This window comes from Flectobacillus rivi (genome assembly GCF_030056655.1).
In the GTDB taxonomy this organism is placed as follows: Bacteria; Bacteroidota; Bacteroidia; order Cytophagales; family Spirosomataceae; genus Flectobacillus; species Flectobacillus rivi.
Map to the genome: position 1 here is coordinate 265,670 of NZ_JASHIE010000006.1, position 19,076 is coordinate 284,745.

The 19,076-nt window shown below is 37.6% G+C and carries 17 protein-coding genes; 16 read left to right on the forward strand and 1 reads right to left on the reverse strand.

Annotation, left to right across the window (positions count from 1 at the left end; translation table 11 throughout):
* The first annotated feature begins 13 nt into the window (after positions 1–13).
* From QM481_RS10790 to QM481_RS10810, 5 genes are all read left to right on the forward strand, one after another.
* Entirely contained in the window at positions 14–595 is a 582-nt protein-coding gene (locus tag QM481_RS10790; protein ID WP_283381769.1) for a CARDB domain-containing protein, read from the forward strand.
* 6 nt (positions 596–601) lie between these two features.
* Positions 602–1,294: a hypothetical protein gene (locus tag QM481_RS10795; protein ID WP_283381770.1), complete on the forward strand. Its 693-nt coding sequence runs from the start codon at positions 602–604 to the stop codon at positions 1,292–1,294.
* A gap of 112 nt (positions 1,295–1,406) precedes the next feature.
* Positions 1,407–2,969 (forward strand): hypothetical protein, encoded by a 1,563-nt coding sequence (locus tag QM481_RS10800; protein ID WP_283381771.1) that lies wholly within the window; start codon positions 1,407–1,409, stop codon positions 2,967–2,969.
* A gap of 141 nt (positions 2,970–3,110) precedes the next feature.
* On the forward strand, positions 3,111–7,091 hold the full coding sequence (locus QM481_RS10805; protein ID WP_283381772.1) for a strawberry notch C-terminal domain-containing protein: 3,981 nt from the start codon (positions 3,111–3,113) through the stop codon (positions 7,089–7,091).
* 12 nt (positions 7,092–7,103) lie between these two features.
* Positions 7,104–8,123 carry a hypothetical protein gene (locus tag QM481_RS10810; protein ID WP_283381773.1) on the forward strand — a complete coding sequence of 340 codons (1,020 nt, stop codon included), beginning with the start codon at positions 7,104–7,106 and terminating at the stop codon, positions 8,121–8,123.
* 177 nt (positions 8,124–8,300) lie between these two features.
* Here the strand turns inward: QM481_RS10810 and QM481_RS10815 are convergent, their stop codons facing one another.
* Positions 8,301–13,328, reverse strand: a complete 5,028-nt coding sequence (locus QM481_RS10815; RefSeq protein ID WP_283381774.1) for a PAS domain S-box protein — start codon at positions 13,326–13,328, stop codon at positions 8,301–8,303.
* Positions 13,329–13,835: 507 nt separating this feature from the next.
* Between QM481_RS10815 and QM481_RS10820 the strand changes: the two genes are divergently transcribed.
* From QM481_RS10820 to QM481_RS10870, 11 genes are read left to right on the forward strand one after another with little or no spacing between them, the layout of a single operon-like run.
* Positions 13,836–14,339 carry a hypothetical protein gene (locus tag QM481_RS10820; protein WP_283381775.1) on the forward strand — a complete coding sequence of 168 codons (504 nt, stop codon included), beginning with the start codon at positions 13,836–13,838 and terminating at the stop codon, positions 14,337–14,339.
* A gap of 51 nt (positions 14,340–14,390) precedes the next feature.
* Complete coding sequence (locus QM481_RS10825; protein WP_283381776.1) at positions 14,391–14,843, forward strand: hypothetical protein; 453 nt, start codon at positions 14,391–14,393, stop codon at positions 14,841–14,843.
* Positions 14,844–14,897: 54 nt separating this feature from the next.
* Positions 14,898–15,434, forward strand: coding sequence for a hypothetical protein (locus QM481_RS10830; RefSeq protein ID WP_283381777.1), 537 nt, complete (start codon positions 14,898–14,900; stop codon positions 15,432–15,434).
* A 57-nt stretch (positions 15,435–15,491) separates the two neighbouring features.
* Entirely contained in the window at positions 15,492–16,205 is a 714-nt protein-coding gene (locus QM481_RS10835; RefSeq protein ID WP_283381778.1) for an SH3 domain-containing protein, read from the forward strand.
* Entirely contained in the window at positions 16,205–16,669 is a 465-nt protein-coding gene (locus QM481_RS10840) for a hypothetical protein (protein WP_283381779.1), read from the forward strand. Before QM481_RS10835 ends, QM481_RS10840 begins: the two co-directional genes overlap by 1 nt.
* Positions 16,669–16,827: a hypothetical protein gene (locus QM481_RS10845; RefSeq protein ID WP_166554115.1), complete on the forward strand. Its 159-nt coding sequence runs from the start codon at positions 16,669–16,671 to the stop codon at positions 16,825–16,827. The genes QM481_RS10840 and QM481_RS10845 overlap by 1 nt, the downstream gene beginning before the upstream one ends.
* A 3-nt stretch (positions 16,828–16,830) precedes the next feature.
* A complete protein-coding gene (locus QM481_RS10850) occupies positions 16,831–17,394 on the forward strand; it encodes a transglycosylase SLT domain-containing protein (protein ID WP_283381780.1) in 564 nt (187 codons plus the stop codon).
* Complete coding sequence (locus tag QM481_RS10855; RefSeq protein WP_283381781.1) at positions 17,375–18,052, forward strand: transglycosylase SLT domain-containing protein; 678 nt, start codon at positions 17,375–17,377, stop codon at positions 18,050–18,052. The genes QM481_RS10850 and QM481_RS10855 overlap by 20 nt, the downstream gene beginning before the upstream one ends.
* Positions 18,049–18,270: a hypothetical protein gene (locus tag QM481_RS10860; protein WP_283329991.1), complete on the forward strand. Its 222-nt coding sequence runs from the start codon at positions 18,049–18,051 to the stop codon at positions 18,268–18,270. The genes QM481_RS10855 and QM481_RS10860 overlap by 4 nt, the downstream gene beginning before the upstream one ends.
* An 8-nt stretch (positions 18,271–18,278) precedes the next feature.
* Positions 18,279–18,611: a hypothetical protein gene (locus tag QM481_RS10865; protein ID WP_283381782.1), complete on the forward strand. Its 333-nt coding sequence runs from the start codon at positions 18,279–18,281 to the stop codon at positions 18,609–18,611.
* Positions 18,608–19,072, forward strand: a complete 465-nt coding sequence (locus QM481_RS10870; RefSeq protein WP_283381783.1) for a hypothetical protein — start codon at positions 18,608–18,610, stop codon at positions 19,070–19,072. Before QM481_RS10865 ends, QM481_RS10870 begins: the two co-directional genes overlap by 4 nt.
* The last annotated feature ends 4 nt before the right edge of the window (positions 19,073–19,076 follow it).

A 19,076-nucleotide genomic window follows, 5' to 3' on the forward strand; every position in this document is an offset into this window, starting at 1 on the left:
AACTGTACTAATCATGAAAATAACAACTTCTCTAGTATTCTTTTCTGCTACAACAATCCTTCTTTTTTCAGGTTGTAAAACTAACGATCCATGCTCTCTAACACCCTATGCCGATTTGATAGTAGATGTATTAAAGGCTACAAAAAATGAAAAAATTCTAAATTCAGATGGCTATGTGATAGGTAGCAGTATATTAAATGTGGTAGATGAAATATGTAAAAAAAATAAAACTTCTGCTGATGAAAGTACTTATAAGCAAGTAATATCCTACAGTAGCAGTAATAATTTTTCCAATCCTAAAACTGTTGATGTTAAATCTTATAAAATAAATTCCCTCTCCAGTGGTCAAAGTCAATCAGTGAATGATAGTTTAGCTTTTATTGTTAGCGGTTATTATAAAATAGTAGGAGATGCGGATGTAACTAATACTGTTAAAGAAAGAAATGAAGATAATAACGAGAATATAACAACTACAGGGAAAAGGTTGTCTTATGAGGCCAAAACTTCAGCTCCTGTTTTAGTAATACAGGTTACTGGCAGAAGAACGAAACCAATGATTGATCAAAATGGAAATGAAGTTTACATATTAAGATAATTAACTATGAAAATAACTTTTATCGCAATAAATGTAATGTTTTTCGCTTATTGCTTATTTTCAACCAGTTGTGGTTGTGAAGAAGGAGATAAAAATTATTTCATTCCTCCTTTTTTGAATAACATAAATCAACAAATAACCTTAAAAGTAGAGCAAAACATATTGATTTATGTAGATTCTTTTGGAAATCGCACGTTCTTTCCACCAAAATCTACTGTTAATATCTTTCCAAACTCGAAAAATGAATTTTTTAGTGTCCAAAGGAAGGATCCCTATTCAGGAATAGAATACAGTATATATTGGCAATCTAGTTTTGTGCCATTTCTTGACACAAAAGAGCCAAACTCAATTTTTCGACCACTAAGTGACAATGAAGAAATTTACGTATATAACTGTGTATTTGTGCGGAGTAATAATTTGAGTTGCTTCTTACACACAGCACGACCTGTAACTAAAACCAAGATGTATGTAGTAGTAAAAGTTGAAAATGGGAAAGTCGTAAATGAGCAAACGATATTTGAAGATGCTAAAAAAGATATTGGACAGATAGATACATACGGTTATTACCTGAGTACATTGAAGGCTAAAGTAAAAGCAAAAGGAGATTATACATTTGATATCATTGCTAATGCTGACTCATCGGATGCTGAATCTAATTACACTGATAATAATTATGTTACTAAAATGTCAATAAAGTAACCCGTTAATATGTGTATACTACACCTATACTACCACTTTTATACCTCCGTCCACTTTTCTTCTTATTTATACCTTTGTTTTCAATATTATATGATAGTTAACATCAAGTATTTTGAAAACAAGCTCAATTTTTAAGACCCCCACCAAACACGACCGTATCATCCATGAAAACCCCAATATACAACAGCTAGCTAGCTTAATTGCTAGTCAATACATACCTCAAGCCAAAGTACAAACCAAAGCTTTTGCAAACAGATTTAAGTATAATACGCACCGAGAGTCTATTAGGCGCTTGCATGACTTTTGCCGAAAAGAATTCCTTTACAAATACGATGGTTATCCAGACTCAGCGGAAATCATTCGTTTGCCTAACGCCTCATGGGCAGACCGACATACAGGTATAGATTGTGAAGATTTTGTAATTTTTTTAGGAGGAGCACTACTAAATTTAAGGATTCCTTTTAAAGTTCGTTTGGCGACCTATCCTTCACAGAATACATCACACATCTATCTGGTGATTTTGCTGGATAAACCTCTTATCCTTGACCCATGCAATCCTGTTTTCAACTCTGAAGAAGCTGGTATTTTTACCGATTTTGAAGTAAGTTCCCATTTACAGGGTATCGGTAAATTGGTTATAGATAATTCATCTTTATATGTGAATGCCATCGCAAGTAGGCTTAAGGATGGTCAAAAGGACAATAAAGTTACTTCCCAAAAACTAGCAAGCCAATTTGGTATCACCAACCAATCAGAGGTTAAAGAACTTACCGAATTAGCCATTGTTCGCACGGCAAGGGAATATGCTCATGCCAATACCAGCATTTTAGAGCGATACTTGAGTATTGTCAATCTTTACAAAAATCAAGTTCGGCTCAATCATCGTACCTCTGAAAGTGTTATGCTTCAACAGTATTCCACTCCAGCGCCTATTGCTTTTTTGATGGGGATTTGGTGTGGGATTGATAACCCAAACAAACAAGGTTTTGAACCAAGTGCAGGAAACGGACTTTTGACCATTGCCGCTGAACCAAGACAGTTTATCGTTAACGAAATCTCTGAGCTACGATATAAAAATCTCTTGACTCAAGGCTTTAAGTTAGTAACGAAGAATGATGCTTCTTTAAAGATGCCTGAGTATCAACGTAGCTTTGATGCCGTTATCTCCAATCCTCCCTTTGGTTTGCTACCCCAAAGAGTGAATGTAGGTCCTATTAGAGTTCATAAACTTGACCATTTGATGGCATTGTATGCGCTCGAAACCATGAAGCCAGCAGGCAAAGCAGCTTTTATCCTTGGTGGGCATACTCATTACAATGCTCAGGGATTGATTGCTGGTCGAAATCGAGGGAATCATGCCGTGGGCGACCGCTTCTTTTTTAACTATCTACACCATTACTACAATGTGGTCGATGTGATTAGTATCGATGGAGAGCTCTACGCTCGCCAAGGAACACAATTTGATGTTCGTGTGGTCTTAGTGGATGGCGTCAAAAAAGAACCCTCTGGTTTTGCCCCGATGGCGGAAGATGTCAATCAAACGGTGGTTGAAACCTTTGATGCACTCTATGAAAGGATTATGACTACCTATCAAAAAGCTGAAAGGAAGCCCCATGAACTACTCAAAATCAAACTACAATTACTCAAGCTTAAAGCGCTGGCATTAGCCATTTGATAGCAAAAAACTACACACTGTTGTGTGTCGACACCTTGCTCAGGCGAAAGCTCTCAATAATTTGATAGCAAAATCCGCTTTTCTCCTGGTCTTTTTCCAGCTGCAGAAGTTCATTTTGCTATCAAAATAAATACCTCTACCATGATTAAATTGTTTAAATCCAAAAAGAAGAAAGTGGAAGGATTAGGCGAAATGTATCGTCCCGCTTCCAAAATGAAATCTCTTTCCGTTGAAACCCCTGATTCTATGTTTTTTGAGGGACAAATTGCCCTTTCTAAACTCAAAGAATACCTCCGAAATGAGTATGGCGACGAAATGACGGTCGATGAATACGTCAAGATGCACCTGCGCTACAAATCACTCGATGAACTCTCGAATGCACTGGCGGCCGAGCAGGTTGATTCGGTCGCATTGGCTATCTATCAAGTCGAAAAAGGCAAAGGAATCATTATCGCCCATCAAACAGGCATTGGAAAAGGGCGTATCAATGCGGCCATGATTCGTTATGCCTACCACAAAGGAAGGAAGCCCATTGTTATCACAGAAAAGCCCTCTTTGTTTACCGACCTTTATCGTGACCTTATCGGGGTGGGGATGGAAGATGGTTCTCAAAAACTAGAAATCGCCATTGGTCAAGTCGAGCATAAAATCAAGTATGATACATGGGATGAATTGAGCGAAGAAGAGAAAAGCAGCTACGAAAACAATCCCGAAAACTACGAAGCTTTTAAAGAGCAAAATCCTACCAAAAGCGTGTTTAAATACAAACGAAACACGACTGACTATGACTTGTCAAAGGGGAAACATATCAGACCATTTATCGTCAATACGAGGGATGCTGATTCGCATATCAAGGATGACTTAGGGAATATCATTTACAAAGCTCCTGAAAAATTAGAACAAGATGGCGTCATTGACTCAGGTGTTTTACCCGATGAATATGATTTTATTTTAGCGACCTACTCACAAGTAGCTACAGGCAATAAAGTTATTTGGAATGGTGGTAAAAAGAACGTTATCAAGGGTAAAAAGGCTAAATTCCTGTATGAACAGGCAAAAGGTAATATTTTGATTTTGGACGAATCGCATAATGCCTCAGGGGGAAGTTCCTCTACGGGTATCATCATGAGAGATATTGTCCGTGAATCCAAAGGTACGATTTTCCTTTCTGCCACTTTTGCCAAACGTAGTGAAAACATGGCTTTGTATGGTCTTAAAACTGACCTTAGCGAAGCCAATATGTCCTCTGAGCAAATGGCTAATGCCGTTGAAATGGGTGGTGTGGCTTTGCAAGAAATCATCTCAGCCAACTTGGTAAGTGAAGGACAACTTATTCGACACGAAAGAGGCATGGCTAACACAGGTGCGATTGTCAACTGGATTGTGCTGGATAAAACTGCTACCACTTTTGGCATGAAGGATTATTCTATTTTGCACCGAAAGATATGTGACAACATCACCGACATTATGCAAATGATTGTAGCTTTCCAGCGAAACTATGTCAAAGGCACGGTAGAAAACATGAATCAAACTTTGCGTGATGAACAAGGTGAAGTGGCTTTGGCGAGTGGAACGGCTGATTTAGGGGTACGCAATGCCCCATACTTTTCTAAAGTCTTCCAAATCGTCTCTCAAATGCTTTTGGCAATCAAAGCTGATGCCGTAGCGGATAGAGCCATTCAACGTCTCAAAGAAGGTAAAAAGCCTGTGATTGCCTTTGCAAATACGATGGAAGCTTTTGTTAAGGAACTCGACATTGATTCAACAGGCAAAGTAAATACTGACTTTTCACAAGTATTAACCAGAGGTTTAGAAGGTGTACTCAGAATCCAAATCAATGACGGTTGGGGTAAAAGGCATTTTGAGAAAATCGAATTGGATACCTTAGGAAGTAATGCCGTTTTTGAATACAACTACATCTTGAGTAGAATCAAAACGATTCAAACGGGTGTGATGATTTCACCAATTGATTATGTCAAACAACGCATTGAAGCTGAGGGCTACAAAGTTGGTGAGGTGACTGGTCGAAACTTGGAGGTTATCTATGAATACCTACCCAAAGGCTTAGGGAGAATGAGTGCAGCTGTCACGACTGGTCGAGTGCAAACTAGGCGCAAAGAGAATGCGGCTGATACTTTTCAAAAGTTTCAGGATAATCAAATTGACTGCTTGATGATTAATCAAAGCGGTTCAACAGGAAAGTCTGCTCATGCTATTCCTACGAAGAAAGTACCAGCCAATGAGGTAAAGCAACGAGTGATGATTGTTTGGCAACCAGAGCTTGATATTAACACCGAGATTCAAAAGCGTGGTCGTATCAACCGAACGGGGCAAATCTTGCCTCCGATTTATGACTATCTCAGCTCTGACATTCCTGCTGAAAAGCGCTTAGTGATGATGCTAAAATCAAAGCTTAAATCATTGGATGCCAATACCACTTCGTCCCAAAAGACCTCTAAAGACCTTATTCAATCTGAGGACTTTTTGAATAAATATGGAGACATCGTGATGAAAACCTTGATTGAAGATGATAAAAATGAGGATTTGGAAAAGAGTTATTACACTCGCTTAGACCTCCAACGCTATTTCTATGATGCTCAACATGGTGATGAAGATGCAGAACAGACGAACGCAAAGTCCGAAAAGTATATTGAAAACTTAGCGAAAAGCGTATCTGGTCGAGTGGCTTTACTCAATACCAAGGAACAAGAAAAGTTCTATGCCGATATGGTCAAAAAGTATCAAGCCTTCGTGGAGCTAAAGATTGCCTTGGATGAGTATGACCTTGAAGTCGAAACGATGGACTTAAAGGCAGCTAGTATCGAAGAACCCAATATCGCAGTACTAGGGAAAAGCTTCACGGATTCACCTTTTTCGGGACCTACATACGTGGGATTATATGAAATCAACAACCTACGAAAGCCCTACACGGTCACAACCTTACAAGAAGAACTTAAAAAGCGTGAAAAGGTACAAAAGGATGGCATTAAAGAGATTGTTTTGAGTTTATTAGAGCAACAAACGCAATCCAGAATCACCAGAGCACAAACCGACTATGAGAAAGACAAAGAAATGACAATTTCATGGTTTGAGGCACTCAAAAATAAGACTGAGGAACAACAGCAAAAGCTACAAACCAAGCTACAGGAACTCTTAGAAGAACGTGAAGAAGCCATAGCCTATCATAGTTCTGGCAAGGAAGGAAACAAACGAGCATACGGAGAGCTGATTGACTTTTTCAAACTAGGAAGGCTTTTGTATGTACCACAATCCGACAATAGCTACGTCACAGGGGTTTGTTTGGGTATCAAGCCTTACGAAGATGGTCAAATACAATTGAATACTTTTGAAATTGATATAGCCGTCTCCAATGGGGTCAAAAAGCAAACCTTTGGCATCACAGGCAATGATTTTGGCAAGCTCTCAGGAATCATGAGTCAATCAAAGTTTTTGTCCAATGATAATGTATTAGAACAGTGGCAACGAGCGATTACTTCACAATCCAAAGACCGTGTTTCAGCTTTAATTGTTACGGGAAACATTTTACAAGCCTATACCAATGATAAGTTTGCCAAGGGACGTTTGATTGATTTTACGATGCAAGATGGCAGCGTCAAGAAAGGCTTATTACTACCAAATTCTTACTTGAGGGAATCTAATTGGAAAAGCAATACTGCCAATGTCATTGCACCACTAACAGTAGCAGTACCCATCATTCGAAGTAAAGGTCAGGTATCAACTAGCATTGGAACTACCTTTTTTAGACAAAATGGCAAGTTTAGAATGATTACCGCACTATCCAAAAGTAAAGGAGGCGATGTTTACACGGATGCGGAACTACTCAAATACGTAGATGGAGGCAACTTCAATTCAGTGTCGAGTACGATGGTGGGAATTGTCGATGATTCAAACCTTGAGACGGTCTGTAGGATTTTGACCGAGCGATTTGGAGCGTCAGTTAACCTAAGTGCTACTGACTTTAAAATGATTCAAGATTCTGTGAACGCTCAGGTACAGCAACAGAATGCCAACGATGCAGCTGAAAAACAAAAGTCCATTCGCTTGATTAAAATCAAGCTTCAATTACTCAAACTCAAGGCACAAGCATTAAACTTAAACTAAACCTAATTAACCATGAAAATTACCGTTAGCAATTACGCTTCAAAGCGCTCAGATCTTTTAGAAAACTCTAACAAAAAACTCGTTGAAATCGTAGAAGGGCTTACAACAGATACCGTAGAGGTATATGGTCTTGACCCTGAAATCGATGAATCTATTGATGTAATTTTAGAACAAATCAATAAAGCGCTGGATGCTCAAGCCAAACCCAAAGAAGTACCAGAAAAGCCTAGTTCCAAAGAGGTAAAGAAAGTATCCAAAGCAAAATCTCTTTTAGGTATCTCCAAAGACAACAAAGAGCAAGGAAAAGCCTTTGCTAATTCAAAGCAAAAAAAGGCAGCTCCCAAACCTGAACCCAAAAGTAAACCTTCTTCTGTCAAAAAGCTTTTTAAAGGGACGCTTGATGAAGGGGATATTGTAAAGGACCAAGAGTTGGATAAAACACTCAAGGTTCAAAGCGTAAACGGAAACCAATATGAAGGTGTACTTTTGGTCGATGATACCAAAGAGGCTGTAGTAATAAAACCAGTACAAAAAGTAAAAGCTAAAGAGATACACCTTAAAAGTCCTTTTGAAGAAGGGCAATTAGTGAAAAGAGGTAAGCTCTTGTTTCTAGTCACAAATGCAAAGTCAAATACCGTTTCATTAGAGGAAATAGATGGAATGATGTTGAAAAACCAATCCATTGAAGGCTTTAAACCTGCCCCAATTGCTTTGCTGGATGAAAGAATCAGTAAAACCAAAGCAAGTATTCGTGAGCTTGAAAAGAAGGTAGAAACTGAGTCAGAAGCGCTTAGAAAGCTTTATAAAATCAGCACAACCACCTTACAGGAAATCAGAGGAATGGGACGCTTAGGGACGGATGCAGAAACCAAGTTCAAGGAAGCTCAAGCGCTCACGTATCAGAAAATGGTACTGACCTCCATTCACAAAAAAGATATGCGTGCATTGAAGCTGATTGCTAAAAAGTCCAATATCGAATGGGAGTCTTTGGGTAAAATGCCTAAACGCAAGAAGTTCTTAGGTCTTTTTTAATAAATATTTTAAGAGGTTGAATTGTAACCATTCAACCTCTTAAAATTAAAGCTTCAATAGTAAATCGATACTGCCGAAATTATGTTTACAATAGACTTTAATATATCAATAGCTACTAAATCAACCTATTAACTGTGTTCTCATTTATTTGACTCTTTAGGATGAAAAAAAATCATTCTATTCTTTACTATTTTCCTTAAAGAACTCTCTTAAATCCACATGTTCTTTTAACGCGCTCAACTTTTTCAAATCGAGTGGCTTGCTAAGGAATTCAATCACCCACGGGTATGTCCAAGCTCTATTATAGTCTGCTTGATCGATTGATGATGAAACAATAACTACTTTCACAGTGCAGGAAAGGAACCTATTACTGAGGCTTTCCAAAAACTCCCAACCATTCATTTCTGGCATATTGATATCTAAAAATACAATATGTACATTCGTTTGAGAATCATGAGATACTATAAAATCTAACATACCTAACCCACTCAAATATTGGTTGGGAGTAGTAGCTATACCAACTTTTTCAATTAAAAGCTTATGTAATAATTGAACAGTACTATCATCATCAACTATTGATACATGTACTTTTTTATGCTTGGTTGCGATAGAATTATTTATATCCATTTCAAGTTCTTTTACACTGTAAGTTTTATTGGTAATATCTTTTATAATTTGATCTATTTCAAATGCTGAGCTAATAATATGATTTAGACATTGTTCAAGCATTTCAGCATCTTCAGTGCCTTCTTTTAGTAATAAAACCAACCCCATCAATCTTGAGAGTGGTGCTCGAACGACGTGAGATTGCACCCAAGCAATATCCTTCAATGTTTTGTTTTGTATTTCGACGGCTTTGAAGTATTTGTTTCGATCTGTTACATCATGAGCAATTTCAAATATTAGATTTTGGCTTCCTATTTCTATCATACAGCTATAGATTTCCATATCGAATACTTCTCCATACTTATTTCTATGTTTTGTTTCGAATACCAGATTAGTGCTTTTTGAAACTAGTTCAAATTTTTGAGTAACATCTTCTTCAAAAATATTAATATCTAAAATATTTAGTTGGCTAAAATCATCACGTGACCATCCATAAAAGTTTATACAGGCATCATTCATATCTACAAACTGCCCGTTGTCGGGATTGATAATGTACATGATAGATGCATTATTTTGGAATAATCTTCTAAATCTATTTTCACTTTCTATAAGTGCCAAAGAGGCAGTCTTTCTCTCTGTGATATCTACTACGATCGCAACAAATTGACGTTCTTGCTCAATTTCTACTATCTGAAGATGAACCTCAACAGGATACTGAGTTAGATTTTTTCGACGATGAATAGTCTCAAAAACAAGCTTTTTCTTTTGGCCAGTAATCAAAGGATTTACTAATTCAAGAAATTCATTTCGATCTATCAAAGGCTTTATATCAACTGGAGTAAGGCAAGCGAGCTCGTCTGCGCTATATCCAATGTTTTCTCTAGCCGCTTTATTAGCTCCCAAAAACTTTAAGGTATGAACATCGAATAAATAAATTTCATTAAGCAGATTCTCAAATATGTTATTGTATCGGAGTACATCATTAAGAGCATACTTTTCTTTTGAAATATTTTTACTAAAAACGGATACACCTACCACTTGATCATCTAGCAAAATAGGATTCATCGAAATTTCTAAGTAATAAGTCTTATTGTGCGTGGGTATCTTATCGTTAAATTGTATAACCTTATTTTCAAAGACCTGTTGATAACGGCTCTTCCATTCTTGTTGTACAACTTCGGGTAAGGCATCAAGGATATTTACCCCCTTATGGAGCTCCACACCAAATGACTCAAGGTAGTCTCTACGAACAACTTTATTCGCATAAATAATTTCAAAATTTGTATTTATCGACCAAATACTTTCAGAAGAGCTATCAAGTATTGCCTTTAGATTAGCTTCACTTTCTCTCAAGGCTTTTTCTATATTACGAATCCTTGTAATATCGGTACTCATCCCAGCTACACCAATTAATTGATTTGCAGAGTCTCGAACAGGAAATTTTACACTAATAAAATCACGTTTTTCTGAATCAATGATCACACTCTCCTCAAAATAAAGTGGTTGTCCACCATTGAGTGCATTAAGATCATTTGAGGTAAATTCTTTGGCAAAATCCTCTGAAAATAAATCAAAATCTGTTTTTCCCAATGCCTGTGACTTACTAATATTCAGAACAGACTCCCAAGTTGAATTAACGATTTGATAAACTCCCTGAAGATTTTTTACATAAATAACTGAGCCATTATTATTTATGATATTGTTAAGTAATTGTCTGCTTTCTTCTATCTCAGAGATGATTTTTTGTCTTTCTAAAATGTTGGTTAACATTTTAGCCAACATTTTAAGTATTTGACCATCAAACTTATCGTCTCTTTCTACTATTGTACTAATCTTGATACCAACAAATCCAATCAATTCATTGGCGGCGAAAATTGGTTCAAGGCCAATACTAACTTGCTCTAATTTCAAATGATATGGTATTCCTTTGAGATGCTGTTCGTAGATTTTCTCTACTCTTTGTTCCAATTCAGCAATGATGATAGTTGTATCAAGAATAGAGTTCCTCCATTCATTTTTTATGTCAAATGAAGAATGAGAGTCTCGGTAATTTGCAATAAACAGATGTTCTACTTGGATACATTTCGCTAATTCTTCCAAAGCTGTATTAATCTTTGCGTCGGCTTCACTTGAAGTAATGCTAATGTAATCCAAGAATACTCGCATAAGTATTTCTTGTAAGCGACTTAAATAATGTAAGTTATCAAAAGCCTTTTTCGTATCCGTTATATCTCTAATGATGCCTTCTACAGCGATAAGTTCGTTAGATGAATTGAAGATAGGTACACTCCGTTGTTCAACCCATACAATTTCTCCAGTTTTCTTTACCCATCGCAACATAATAGGGGTATTGAAGAAATTTTTCTTTTCCATCAATTCTAAAAATTGATCCCGATCATCGCTACAAATAACATTTGATGCTAGTTGAAAACTGTTGTAGAAATCATCTGGCTCATATCCGATAATTTGGCGAACAGATTGACTAACGTAGGTAAATTTCTTTTGAGGTATTAATTCAATTCTGTAGACAATATCTTTGATATTTTCTGTAAGTCGTTTATATTTTTCCTCACTTTCTTTTAAGGAATCAACAGTAGTTTTTTGTTCAGTAATATCAATGAACGTACAGAATATACGAAAGGGGATAGAGCCCTTTTCTTTAAATTCAGGTATTGCATTTACACGAAACCATTTTTCCTGGTCACTTGACTGATACTTAATTCCAACAATTTCTCCAATGACAGGTTTTCCTGAGGAAAGAGCTCTTGCAAAAGGTAAAAGGTTTAAGTCAATAATATCTTTGTTTGTATCTAAAAATTGAACTTCTTTGAATAGCTGTGATATTGTTCTTGTATTAATCTGATCGATTCCGAGAATTTTGGAAGCGCTACTATTGGCTCGAATAACTGAACCATCACGGTTTTGATAGACAATGCCCTCTGAGAGGTTTTCAAAAATTCCACGAAACTCCCGCTCTCGCTCTCTTAAAGAGTTTTCTACATTATACCTTATTGTAACGTTTTGAATAAGTTCTGCCACAACTTTTAGAAGTTCTATTTCATCCTTTCCAAACGTTCGTTGCTCCTTCGACGTCATGAGTCCGAGCACACCAATCACCACATTACCTTCAAAAAAAGGTAATACCACAATCGAACCTACTGACTCCATCAATAAAGCACCAAAAATTCGAGGGAATGAGCTTAGCTCGTCTATGTCGTAGACATGTAATATTTTATCTTCAATGAGTCTGTTGAAAAGAGGTTCGGCCTCAGATATAGCTATCTCGAGAAGTTGGTCATCACTCTCAATGACTTGGGTCGGACAAACCCATTCATGCGTCTTTATAAGTTTTTCCTGATTTTGCTCATATTTATAGATAAAAGCTCTTGAGGTCTGTGTTGATTTTCCGACCGTTTCAAGCATGTTGACTAATTCACTTTGAAAATCTTGGTAAGGTTTATTAATAAAAGTAATGGCAAGTTTCGCTAATGTGTTTTGCAACTGATTTAATCTTTCAAACTTAAGTTGTTCTTCTATTTTGGAAGTTACATCATTGGCTAAACCAACATGTTTGTAAACTTGGAGTTGTTCATTTAATAAAGGAAACTTTACAAGCTCAAACCATCTACAAATTCCGTCGGATAGTATAACTCTTGTAGCAATTCTTAATGGAATGGAGGTATTATTGAGGTAAGCTTGCTGAGCATCCAATAATTTAGGTAAATCCTCTGGATGTATAATCGAATGAAAGTCGTTTATCGTTGGTAAATGTTGAGAATATCCTGATAGAATTTTCTCACACTTTTTATTTATGAATAATACCTCATCATTAGAGCTGTTTGTAATCCATAGGATTTCATTAATTTCCTCTGTGATACTTTGAAAGTCTCTACGACTTTCCTCCAAATGAATTTGAGTGAGAACTCTATCTGTAACATCAATAAACGACAGAATTGTAAATTGCTTAAGTAATTTGAAAGAAACATCAAAGTATCTAAAGGTACCATTTTTACATCTGACTTTAGAATCAAAAGGTACAAAGGTTTGTTCGCCAGCCAGTACATTCGAAATTCCCTCAAACCAGTGATTATAAATTTCCTGACGGTAGCTTTCTTCGGGGAATGCCAAAGATAACCACTCATTCATCGACTTTAAATCTTGATTCTGGTAGCCTATAAGCATACTAAAATCATCATTAACAAAGACTTTATCTCTTTCAAAGTCATACGCCATCATTGCAACTGGTGCTAGATCAAATAATTCTTTCAGTAGTGTTTCTGAGGAAGTAGATAATTCTCGTATGAACAATGTAATCTCATCATCGTCCGAAAAAAAGCATAGTTCATGCTCCGTGTTCAAGGGAGTGTAAGAACATGCTATTTTAAAAAAACCTGAATTTATTTTTATTTTATGTCTAACATATTCTATGTTTATTCCATAATTTAGGATAAAAAAATCGGCTAAATCATTTATTTTAATGTTTCCTAATAAATGCTGTGCTTCATCACTAACCTCTATTATGGTCCAGTTAGAGGTTAAAAGAATATACCCACAACCTATATTTTCAAGTTGTTTAAAGAGATGGCTGTATTTTATCATGTATGTAATTAGTCGTTTATCTTGATAAGTTAACGCTACTACAATAAGATTAAGAAAGAAGAGAGAGAATGAAATTGGTAATTCTAATACTCGAGTTAAATAATAGCAATTTTTTATTTAGTTTTGATAATACAAAGAGAGCACAAAAGATGAGAATAGTAAATATGCAAAAAGATAATTTAATAACTAAAAAGATTTTTGGATTATGTCTAACTTATATCAATCTATATTATTTGACCAATAAGTAATAATATAAAGTATGATAATCTTAAAAAAAATGTAAATGAATAGATATTGATTTCCGTTTTTAAAGTGATTCGCTTCGGAAAAATCTTATTTAGTCAATAACCTAACTAAGTAAAACTTAAACCTGAGTCATTCTTACCCTACAACTACACTTTTTTAACTCCCTACTACCACCATATTACCTCCAACGCCCTAAAAAGCCATCGTAACTTTGTAGCTGCAAACAAGGAAAAATCAACCTAGCAACAAAACCTATTTATCATGTCAAACATTATTGATTTAAACCCTAGTCAGGAAAGCACTCCGCCGTCTAAGAGCGTGAAGTACAACCTACAAAACGGTGAAACAGAAGCTAAAGTCTGCCTCATGCCTGGTCTTCGCTTAGGCAATATTTTGAATGGTCGCTATGTCACCGATGGGACGTTCAAAGCAGTCGATAACGATACCGAAATCACGGCAACACCTGAAGAGGGCATTCTCTTAGACCACGTACAGGATTTTGATTACGTGTATCCTCCAACGATTGAAAGTATTCGTGTGAAGGTAAAATCTGAATTGAACCAGCTCGCTCAAATGAGTAAGAAATTAGAGGTAAACACTACTTCTCGAAAAGGTGAAACCACTACCCGTGAGATTGAAGCCAAACATGAAGGGGGGGATTCCTTTATCTATCATGTCAACGAGCACATCACTTTGAACAAGCATATTATTTTGCCACTTCTTGAATCTATTTCGGTAGATGTTGAAGTAAACTATGCTGAGTAAGGCTTAGTGCTCTTTGTTTCGTTTTAGGTTCTCATATTATCTCCATTCAACATGAATTTCGCAAAACAGTATCAAAACGGTGATATTATCGCTAGTGTCAACTACAACGATGATATTACTCGAAACATCAAAATCTTTCGGCGCTTGGGTTTAACCTTTGCCTGTATTGCAGCCAGTAATGCGCCTGACAAGCTAATTCCAGTAGGAAAAGAGTATTTTGCTCATGCAACTATCATTCCCAAATTAAGTATTCTCAATGGGTTTAATACTGAGCATGCCAACCTACTTGCTTCGGATGCAGACTTGGTGGCAGTGGGTCTTAAAACAGGCACAACGCCAATGCAGTACACCCAGCAGAACTTAGTGGATTTTCCAATTGAAGGTTATATTGAGCCAGCTCCAGTAGCCATCGACAATGAATTGATTGTAAGGCTGATGGCATACTCGAAAAAGCTACAGAACATTCTTGATTCTCGCAAAATCCCTTATGAGGGCTTTAAGTAAATCCTAATCACTATTCAAATTTTCTTTTAACTCCAAACCTCTTAACACAAGAAAATGGCATCTATTATCAATATCCATGCACCTGGTGCAATTAAACAAGGTGACGTAATTTTCGCCTTTAAATTCGACGAAAAAAGTACTTGGACACTTGCTATCTGTGAAATCAATTCACAAAAAGTCCTTTTTGCCAAACATACGAGCAGTAGCACATTTGAACCTATGAACCCAACCATATTAGAAGGTTCAGGTTGGTTCAATGAAACTGGTATTGCTGAATATGCCAAATCATTGAAACCGTTTGCTTTACCAGCAACGCAAACCGTTGGTATGACTTACACTGTCTCTGACAAGGAAATCGGTTTGTATGCGGATGGTAAAGGAGCTATTTCGAATGTTCCATTTGCAGCAAAAGATACTTCTGACATCATTAAAGAAGTCTTGGGTGGTTCAAGCGTGAGCGCTTCTACTGAAGGTTCTCCAGAGGCAGCTACTCCATTCTATAAAAAACCACTCAACTACGTGTTGGCTGGATTAGCCATTTTGGCTGGCTACTTTGCTTGGAAGTCTTTTAGCAACGAGGACGAAGACTAAGATAATCATGCTAGACAGCCTATCATTGATAGGCTGTCTGGTCTTAACTCAAACACAATGGCAATTGATATAAAAAATGTTCGTATAGGAATGTCCGTTAAGGTAACATCCCCTAAATACGGTTACGTGAAGTTGTATGATACTGCCGATTGGGATGAAGATAATCCAACCAAGATAAACTTTGGTGGTGTGATTGGCAAGATGAATAATGGGCTTCAATTGGGGATTATCCAAGATGTCTATGAAGATTCCAAACTAGCCTTGGTTCAGTTGTACAAACCTATTTTGTATATGCTGAAATATCGTACCAACGCCATTGTTCCTTTGTCTGACCTTACCACTATTTCAACGCCAACGGTGGTTTCTGGAACGAAGAACTACTATTGCACTGGCGATAGTGTCAGAATCAGAACAGGGGCATCTTTAACCTCAGCCATTAAATCAGCCGTCAATAAAGGTAATTTGATTGGTCAGTCCGATGGTAAAAGTGTCAATGGCTTTCTGAAATTCAACTTGGCAATGGGTGGTGTGGGTTATGTGGCAGTTCAATACTGTTCGACGGTCAAACCTGTCACTTCACAACCTGTCAAAAAGACGGTCACTAAAACAGATACTACTACAGGAACAAGCAAAGAGGTCGTAGTAACTCAAGTGGACACAGGCGAAGGCTGGACAGTAAAGGAAGTCATCATCAAAGGCGCAATCGGTGCAGTAGCAGGCTTTTTAGCGATTAAACTCATTGGTAAACTCTTTAAACTCAAAGGTGATTAATGAAAGCACTAAGCCTAGCATGGGGAACTTTCCTCAAGGTGGTCAATAAACTCACCTCATCGAGTGTATTCTGGTACGTAGTCTTTGGTGCGGCTGCCTTTTATGCCTACAAGCGATTGACAACGCCCAAAGAGGAAACCTTTCTGGAACTCCCACTTCCTAATTCAGGCTCAGGGCTTCCCAAAGACTGGAATCCTAACCCATTGGTAGAAGATTTCCATGCCTACTTTGACTCATGGTTTGGCAATAGTGATGATTTGAGAGATGCCTATATCAAAGCTCTTTCACTGACCAATGACCAATTCCATCTCCTAGTTCAGACCTATAATGCCAAATACGGTAAAAAGGATGCTGCAACCCTTTGGACTAGAGTCACAAGCTGGAAGAAAATTCTCTTCTCATGGAATGGCGACCAGCAAACTCGAATGGAACAGCGCATGATTGCCCTAAAACTTAACTACTAATGAATAACCAAAGTGGATTATTAGGCAATCTAGGTACAGCCAATATCAATGTACAATTTGATGTGCCTAGTGCCTTAAAACTTGGAGCTACTGCCCTAGGGGCTGGTACGCTCCTGATTCTTATCTCAATCTTTTTGAAAAAGTGGATTAACAACTAATATATGCTACCCTTTGAATGGCTCACATACCGAAACCCTTACGGCTATATCTCCAAAGTTCGAGACGTAGCCCAAAGACTCAAAATCAAGCCTGAATGGCTGATGATGGTCATTTGGGTAGAAAGTAAGCACAGCTCGCAAGCAGAAAATAAGCTCTCAGAAGCATTCGGCTTGATTCAATGCCTGCCAAGTACGCTAAGACGTTTGGGCTATTCATTAGGGCAAGTCAGGGGTAAGTTTGGAGAATGGCAATTAGAGCACTTGGTGTATCCTTATCTCAAACCCTATATCGGGAAGATGAACTCAGCCTATGATGTGTATCTAGCCGTTTTCCATCCCGCTGCCCTTGGTAAAGGTGATGGCTATGTTATTGCCTACGAGCGTGAAAAAGCCTACCAATACAATAAAGTACTAGATACGGTTTATGGTGATAGAGACGGCAAACTGGAAGTATTAGATGTAAAGTTCTTCTTTAAAAAGTCTGTCCAAAATGCCGTAAAACTCCACAAGAAACTACCTGAATACAAAGACAAAATTCCGTTTGGTTATGAGCTTAGTTTATATTGAAAAAATACCCTCAAACCTACGGACAGCCTTTGAGAATACGGTTAAGGCGATTTGTTCAGACCTAGGTATCAAAAATCCTGATTGGCTCATGATTGTCATGTGGGCAGAGTCAAGGCTCAATCCACAAGCTCGAAACCCTAAAGGGACGGCTACAGGATTAATTCAGTTTTTAGAAAGTACAGCCAAAGACCTAGGGACAAGTACCGCAGCACTGTACAAGATGAACCATGTCCAGCAATTGCCTTATGTGAGAGAATACCTCAAACGAAGAATCAAGGAAAGAGGTGTGCCTAAAGATGCTTATCAGCTCTATTTTTTGGTACACTTTCCCATAGCATTCGGCAAATCTGACAATACTGTGCTTTACAGTAAAGGTTCAACGGCTTACAATAGCAACCCACTTGATTACAACTCAGATGGCGTGGTGACAGTGGCAGAAGTGAAACTATTCCTAAACAAAGCCTTGCCAGTCGGCTACGACAAAACAAATCTAACGACAGGGTCGATTAGTTCCCAAACTGGCAGGGCTTTGTTGTGGATCCTAGGGATTAGCTTCTTTGTAGCAACGGGCTACTTTATCGTGCGTCCCGACTCATGGCAAGCATTAAAAGGGCTCATAAAGGATTTTTTCAAACAAACCATCAAGGTTTTCAAATGAACTTAAACGTTTTTAGAAACATATATTATACCGATTCCGATATGCTCTTAGAAATACCAGTCATGGGCTTTATCATTCATGACTTTTCAGATTTGGCACAAGCAGGCTTCTTTCTTTTATCCGCCATTTATGTGTATTGGAAAATCAAGAATGAGAAGCTTAAGCATGAAAACATGAAGTCTGGAAAGGTAATAGAGGACAACGAGGACGATAACTAACAATCATTATGGCAAAGTATGAGGATGAAATATTAGCAGCACTCCATCAAAACACCTTGGTGATGCAGCAAATGGTCGCTCAACAGAATCCTGCAAATGCGCAGAAGTCTGATGTATCAGGCTTAAAAGCTTTTATCAAGGTGGCGGTCGATAACCCCAAAACTACGATTGCAGGTTTGGGAATTTTCGTTTGCGAAATTATCAAAGTGTTTATTCCTGAGATGCACGAAAAGCTGGAGCTTACCAAAGCAGGTCTTGAATCATATCTAGGTTACAAAGCCGTAGATGCTGGCGTAAATCCCAAACTACCACCTAAGGAAGAAGAAGTCGTTGCAGGATGAGAAAATTCATGATTGCTTTTAAGCACTATCAACACGACGGAAAAGACTTTTACAATCAATTGATGAAGACTTTTCTAAGAAGTGAATTTATTCATTGTGAGCTAGTTTTCTCAGATGGTAAGGTCGGTTCTTCAAATGAATTTACAGGTGTAAACATCTTTGCAGAAGACCAGAATCGAAACCCGTTTTATTGGGAGTTCTACGAAATTCCGTGGTACTACGAAGTCGAGACACGAAAATACGTAGCACGAAAGGTAGGTAAACCCTATAATTGGGGTGGGGTCTTGGGAAGTATGTTGTATCCGATGGGGCTGAGTCAAGACGGTTTTTGTTGTGCTGACCTCTGTTATGTTGCACTTTGTAAATCAGGTGTACCGTTAGCAAGTCATGACCCTGAGAGTGTTTCTCCGAATGATTTGCGGTTAATGATTCAAAAACTCTATCCACGAATATACCCCTGAAACG

What these genes read in the sequence shown, in the direction of transcription:
- QM481_RS10790 (WP_283381769.1), top strand. Translation starts at nt 14, where the DNA reads ATGAAAATAACAACTTCTCTAGTATTCTTTTCTGCTACAACAATCCTT.
- QM481_RS10795 (WP_283381770.1), top strand. Translation starts at nt 602, where the DNA reads ATGAAAATAACTTTTATCGCAATAAATGTAATGTTTTTCGCTTATTGC.
- QM481_RS10805 (WP_283381772.1), top strand. Translation starts at nt 3,111, where the DNA reads ATGATTAAATTGTTTAAATCCAAAAAGAAGAAAGTGGAAGGATTAGGC.
- QM481_RS10810 (WP_283381773.1), top strand. Translation starts at nt 7,104, where the DNA reads ATGAAAATTACCGTTAGCAATTACGCTTCAAAGCGCTCAGATCTTTTA.
- QM481_RS10815 (WP_283381774.1), bottom strand. Translation starts at nt 13,328, where the DNA reads ATGATAAAATACAGCCATCTCTTTAAACAACTTGAAAATATAGGTTGT.
- QM481_RS10820 (WP_283381775.1), top strand. Translation starts at nt 13,836, where the DNA reads ATGTCAAACATTATTGATTTAAACCCTAGTCAGGAAAGCACTCCGCCG.
- QM481_RS10825 (WP_283381776.1), top strand. Translation starts at nt 14,391, where the DNA reads ATGAATTTCGCAAAACAGTATCAAAACGGTGATATTATCGCTAGTGTC.
- QM481_RS10830 (WP_283381777.1), top strand. Translation starts at nt 14,898, where the DNA reads ATGGCATCTATTATCAATATCCATGCACCTGGTGCAATTAAACAAGGT.
- QM481_RS10835 (WP_283381778.1), top strand. Translation starts at nt 15,492, where the DNA reads ATGGCAATTGATATAAAAAATGTTCGTATAGGAATGTCCGTTAAGGTA.
- QM481_RS10840 (WP_283381779.1), top strand. Translation starts at nt 16,205, where the DNA reads ATGAAAGCACTAAGCCTAGCATGGGGAACTTTCCTCAAGGTGGTCAAT.
- QM481_RS10845 (WP_166554115.1), top strand. Translation starts at nt 16,669, where the DNA reads ATGAATAACCAAAGTGGATTATTAGGCAATCTAGGTACAGCCAATATC.
- QM481_RS10850 (WP_283381780.1), top strand. Translation starts at nt 16,831, where the DNA reads ATGCTACCCTTTGAATGGCTCACATACCGAAACCCTTACGGCTATATC.
- QM481_RS10855 (WP_283381781.1), top strand. Translation starts at nt 17,375, where the DNA reads ATGAGCTTAGTTTATATTGAAAAAATACCCTCAAACCTACGGACAGCC.
- QM481_RS10860 (WP_283329991.1), top strand. Translation starts at nt 18,049, where the DNA reads ATGAACTTAAACGTTTTTAGAAACATATATTATACCGATTCCGATATG.
- QM481_RS10865 (WP_283381782.1), top strand. Translation starts at nt 18,279, where the DNA reads ATGGCAAAGTATGAGGATGAAATATTAGCAGCACTCCATCAAAACACC.
- QM481_RS10870 (WP_283381783.1), top strand. Translation starts at nt 18,608, where the DNA reads ATGAGAAAATTCATGATTGCTTTTAAGCACTATCAACACGACGGAAAA.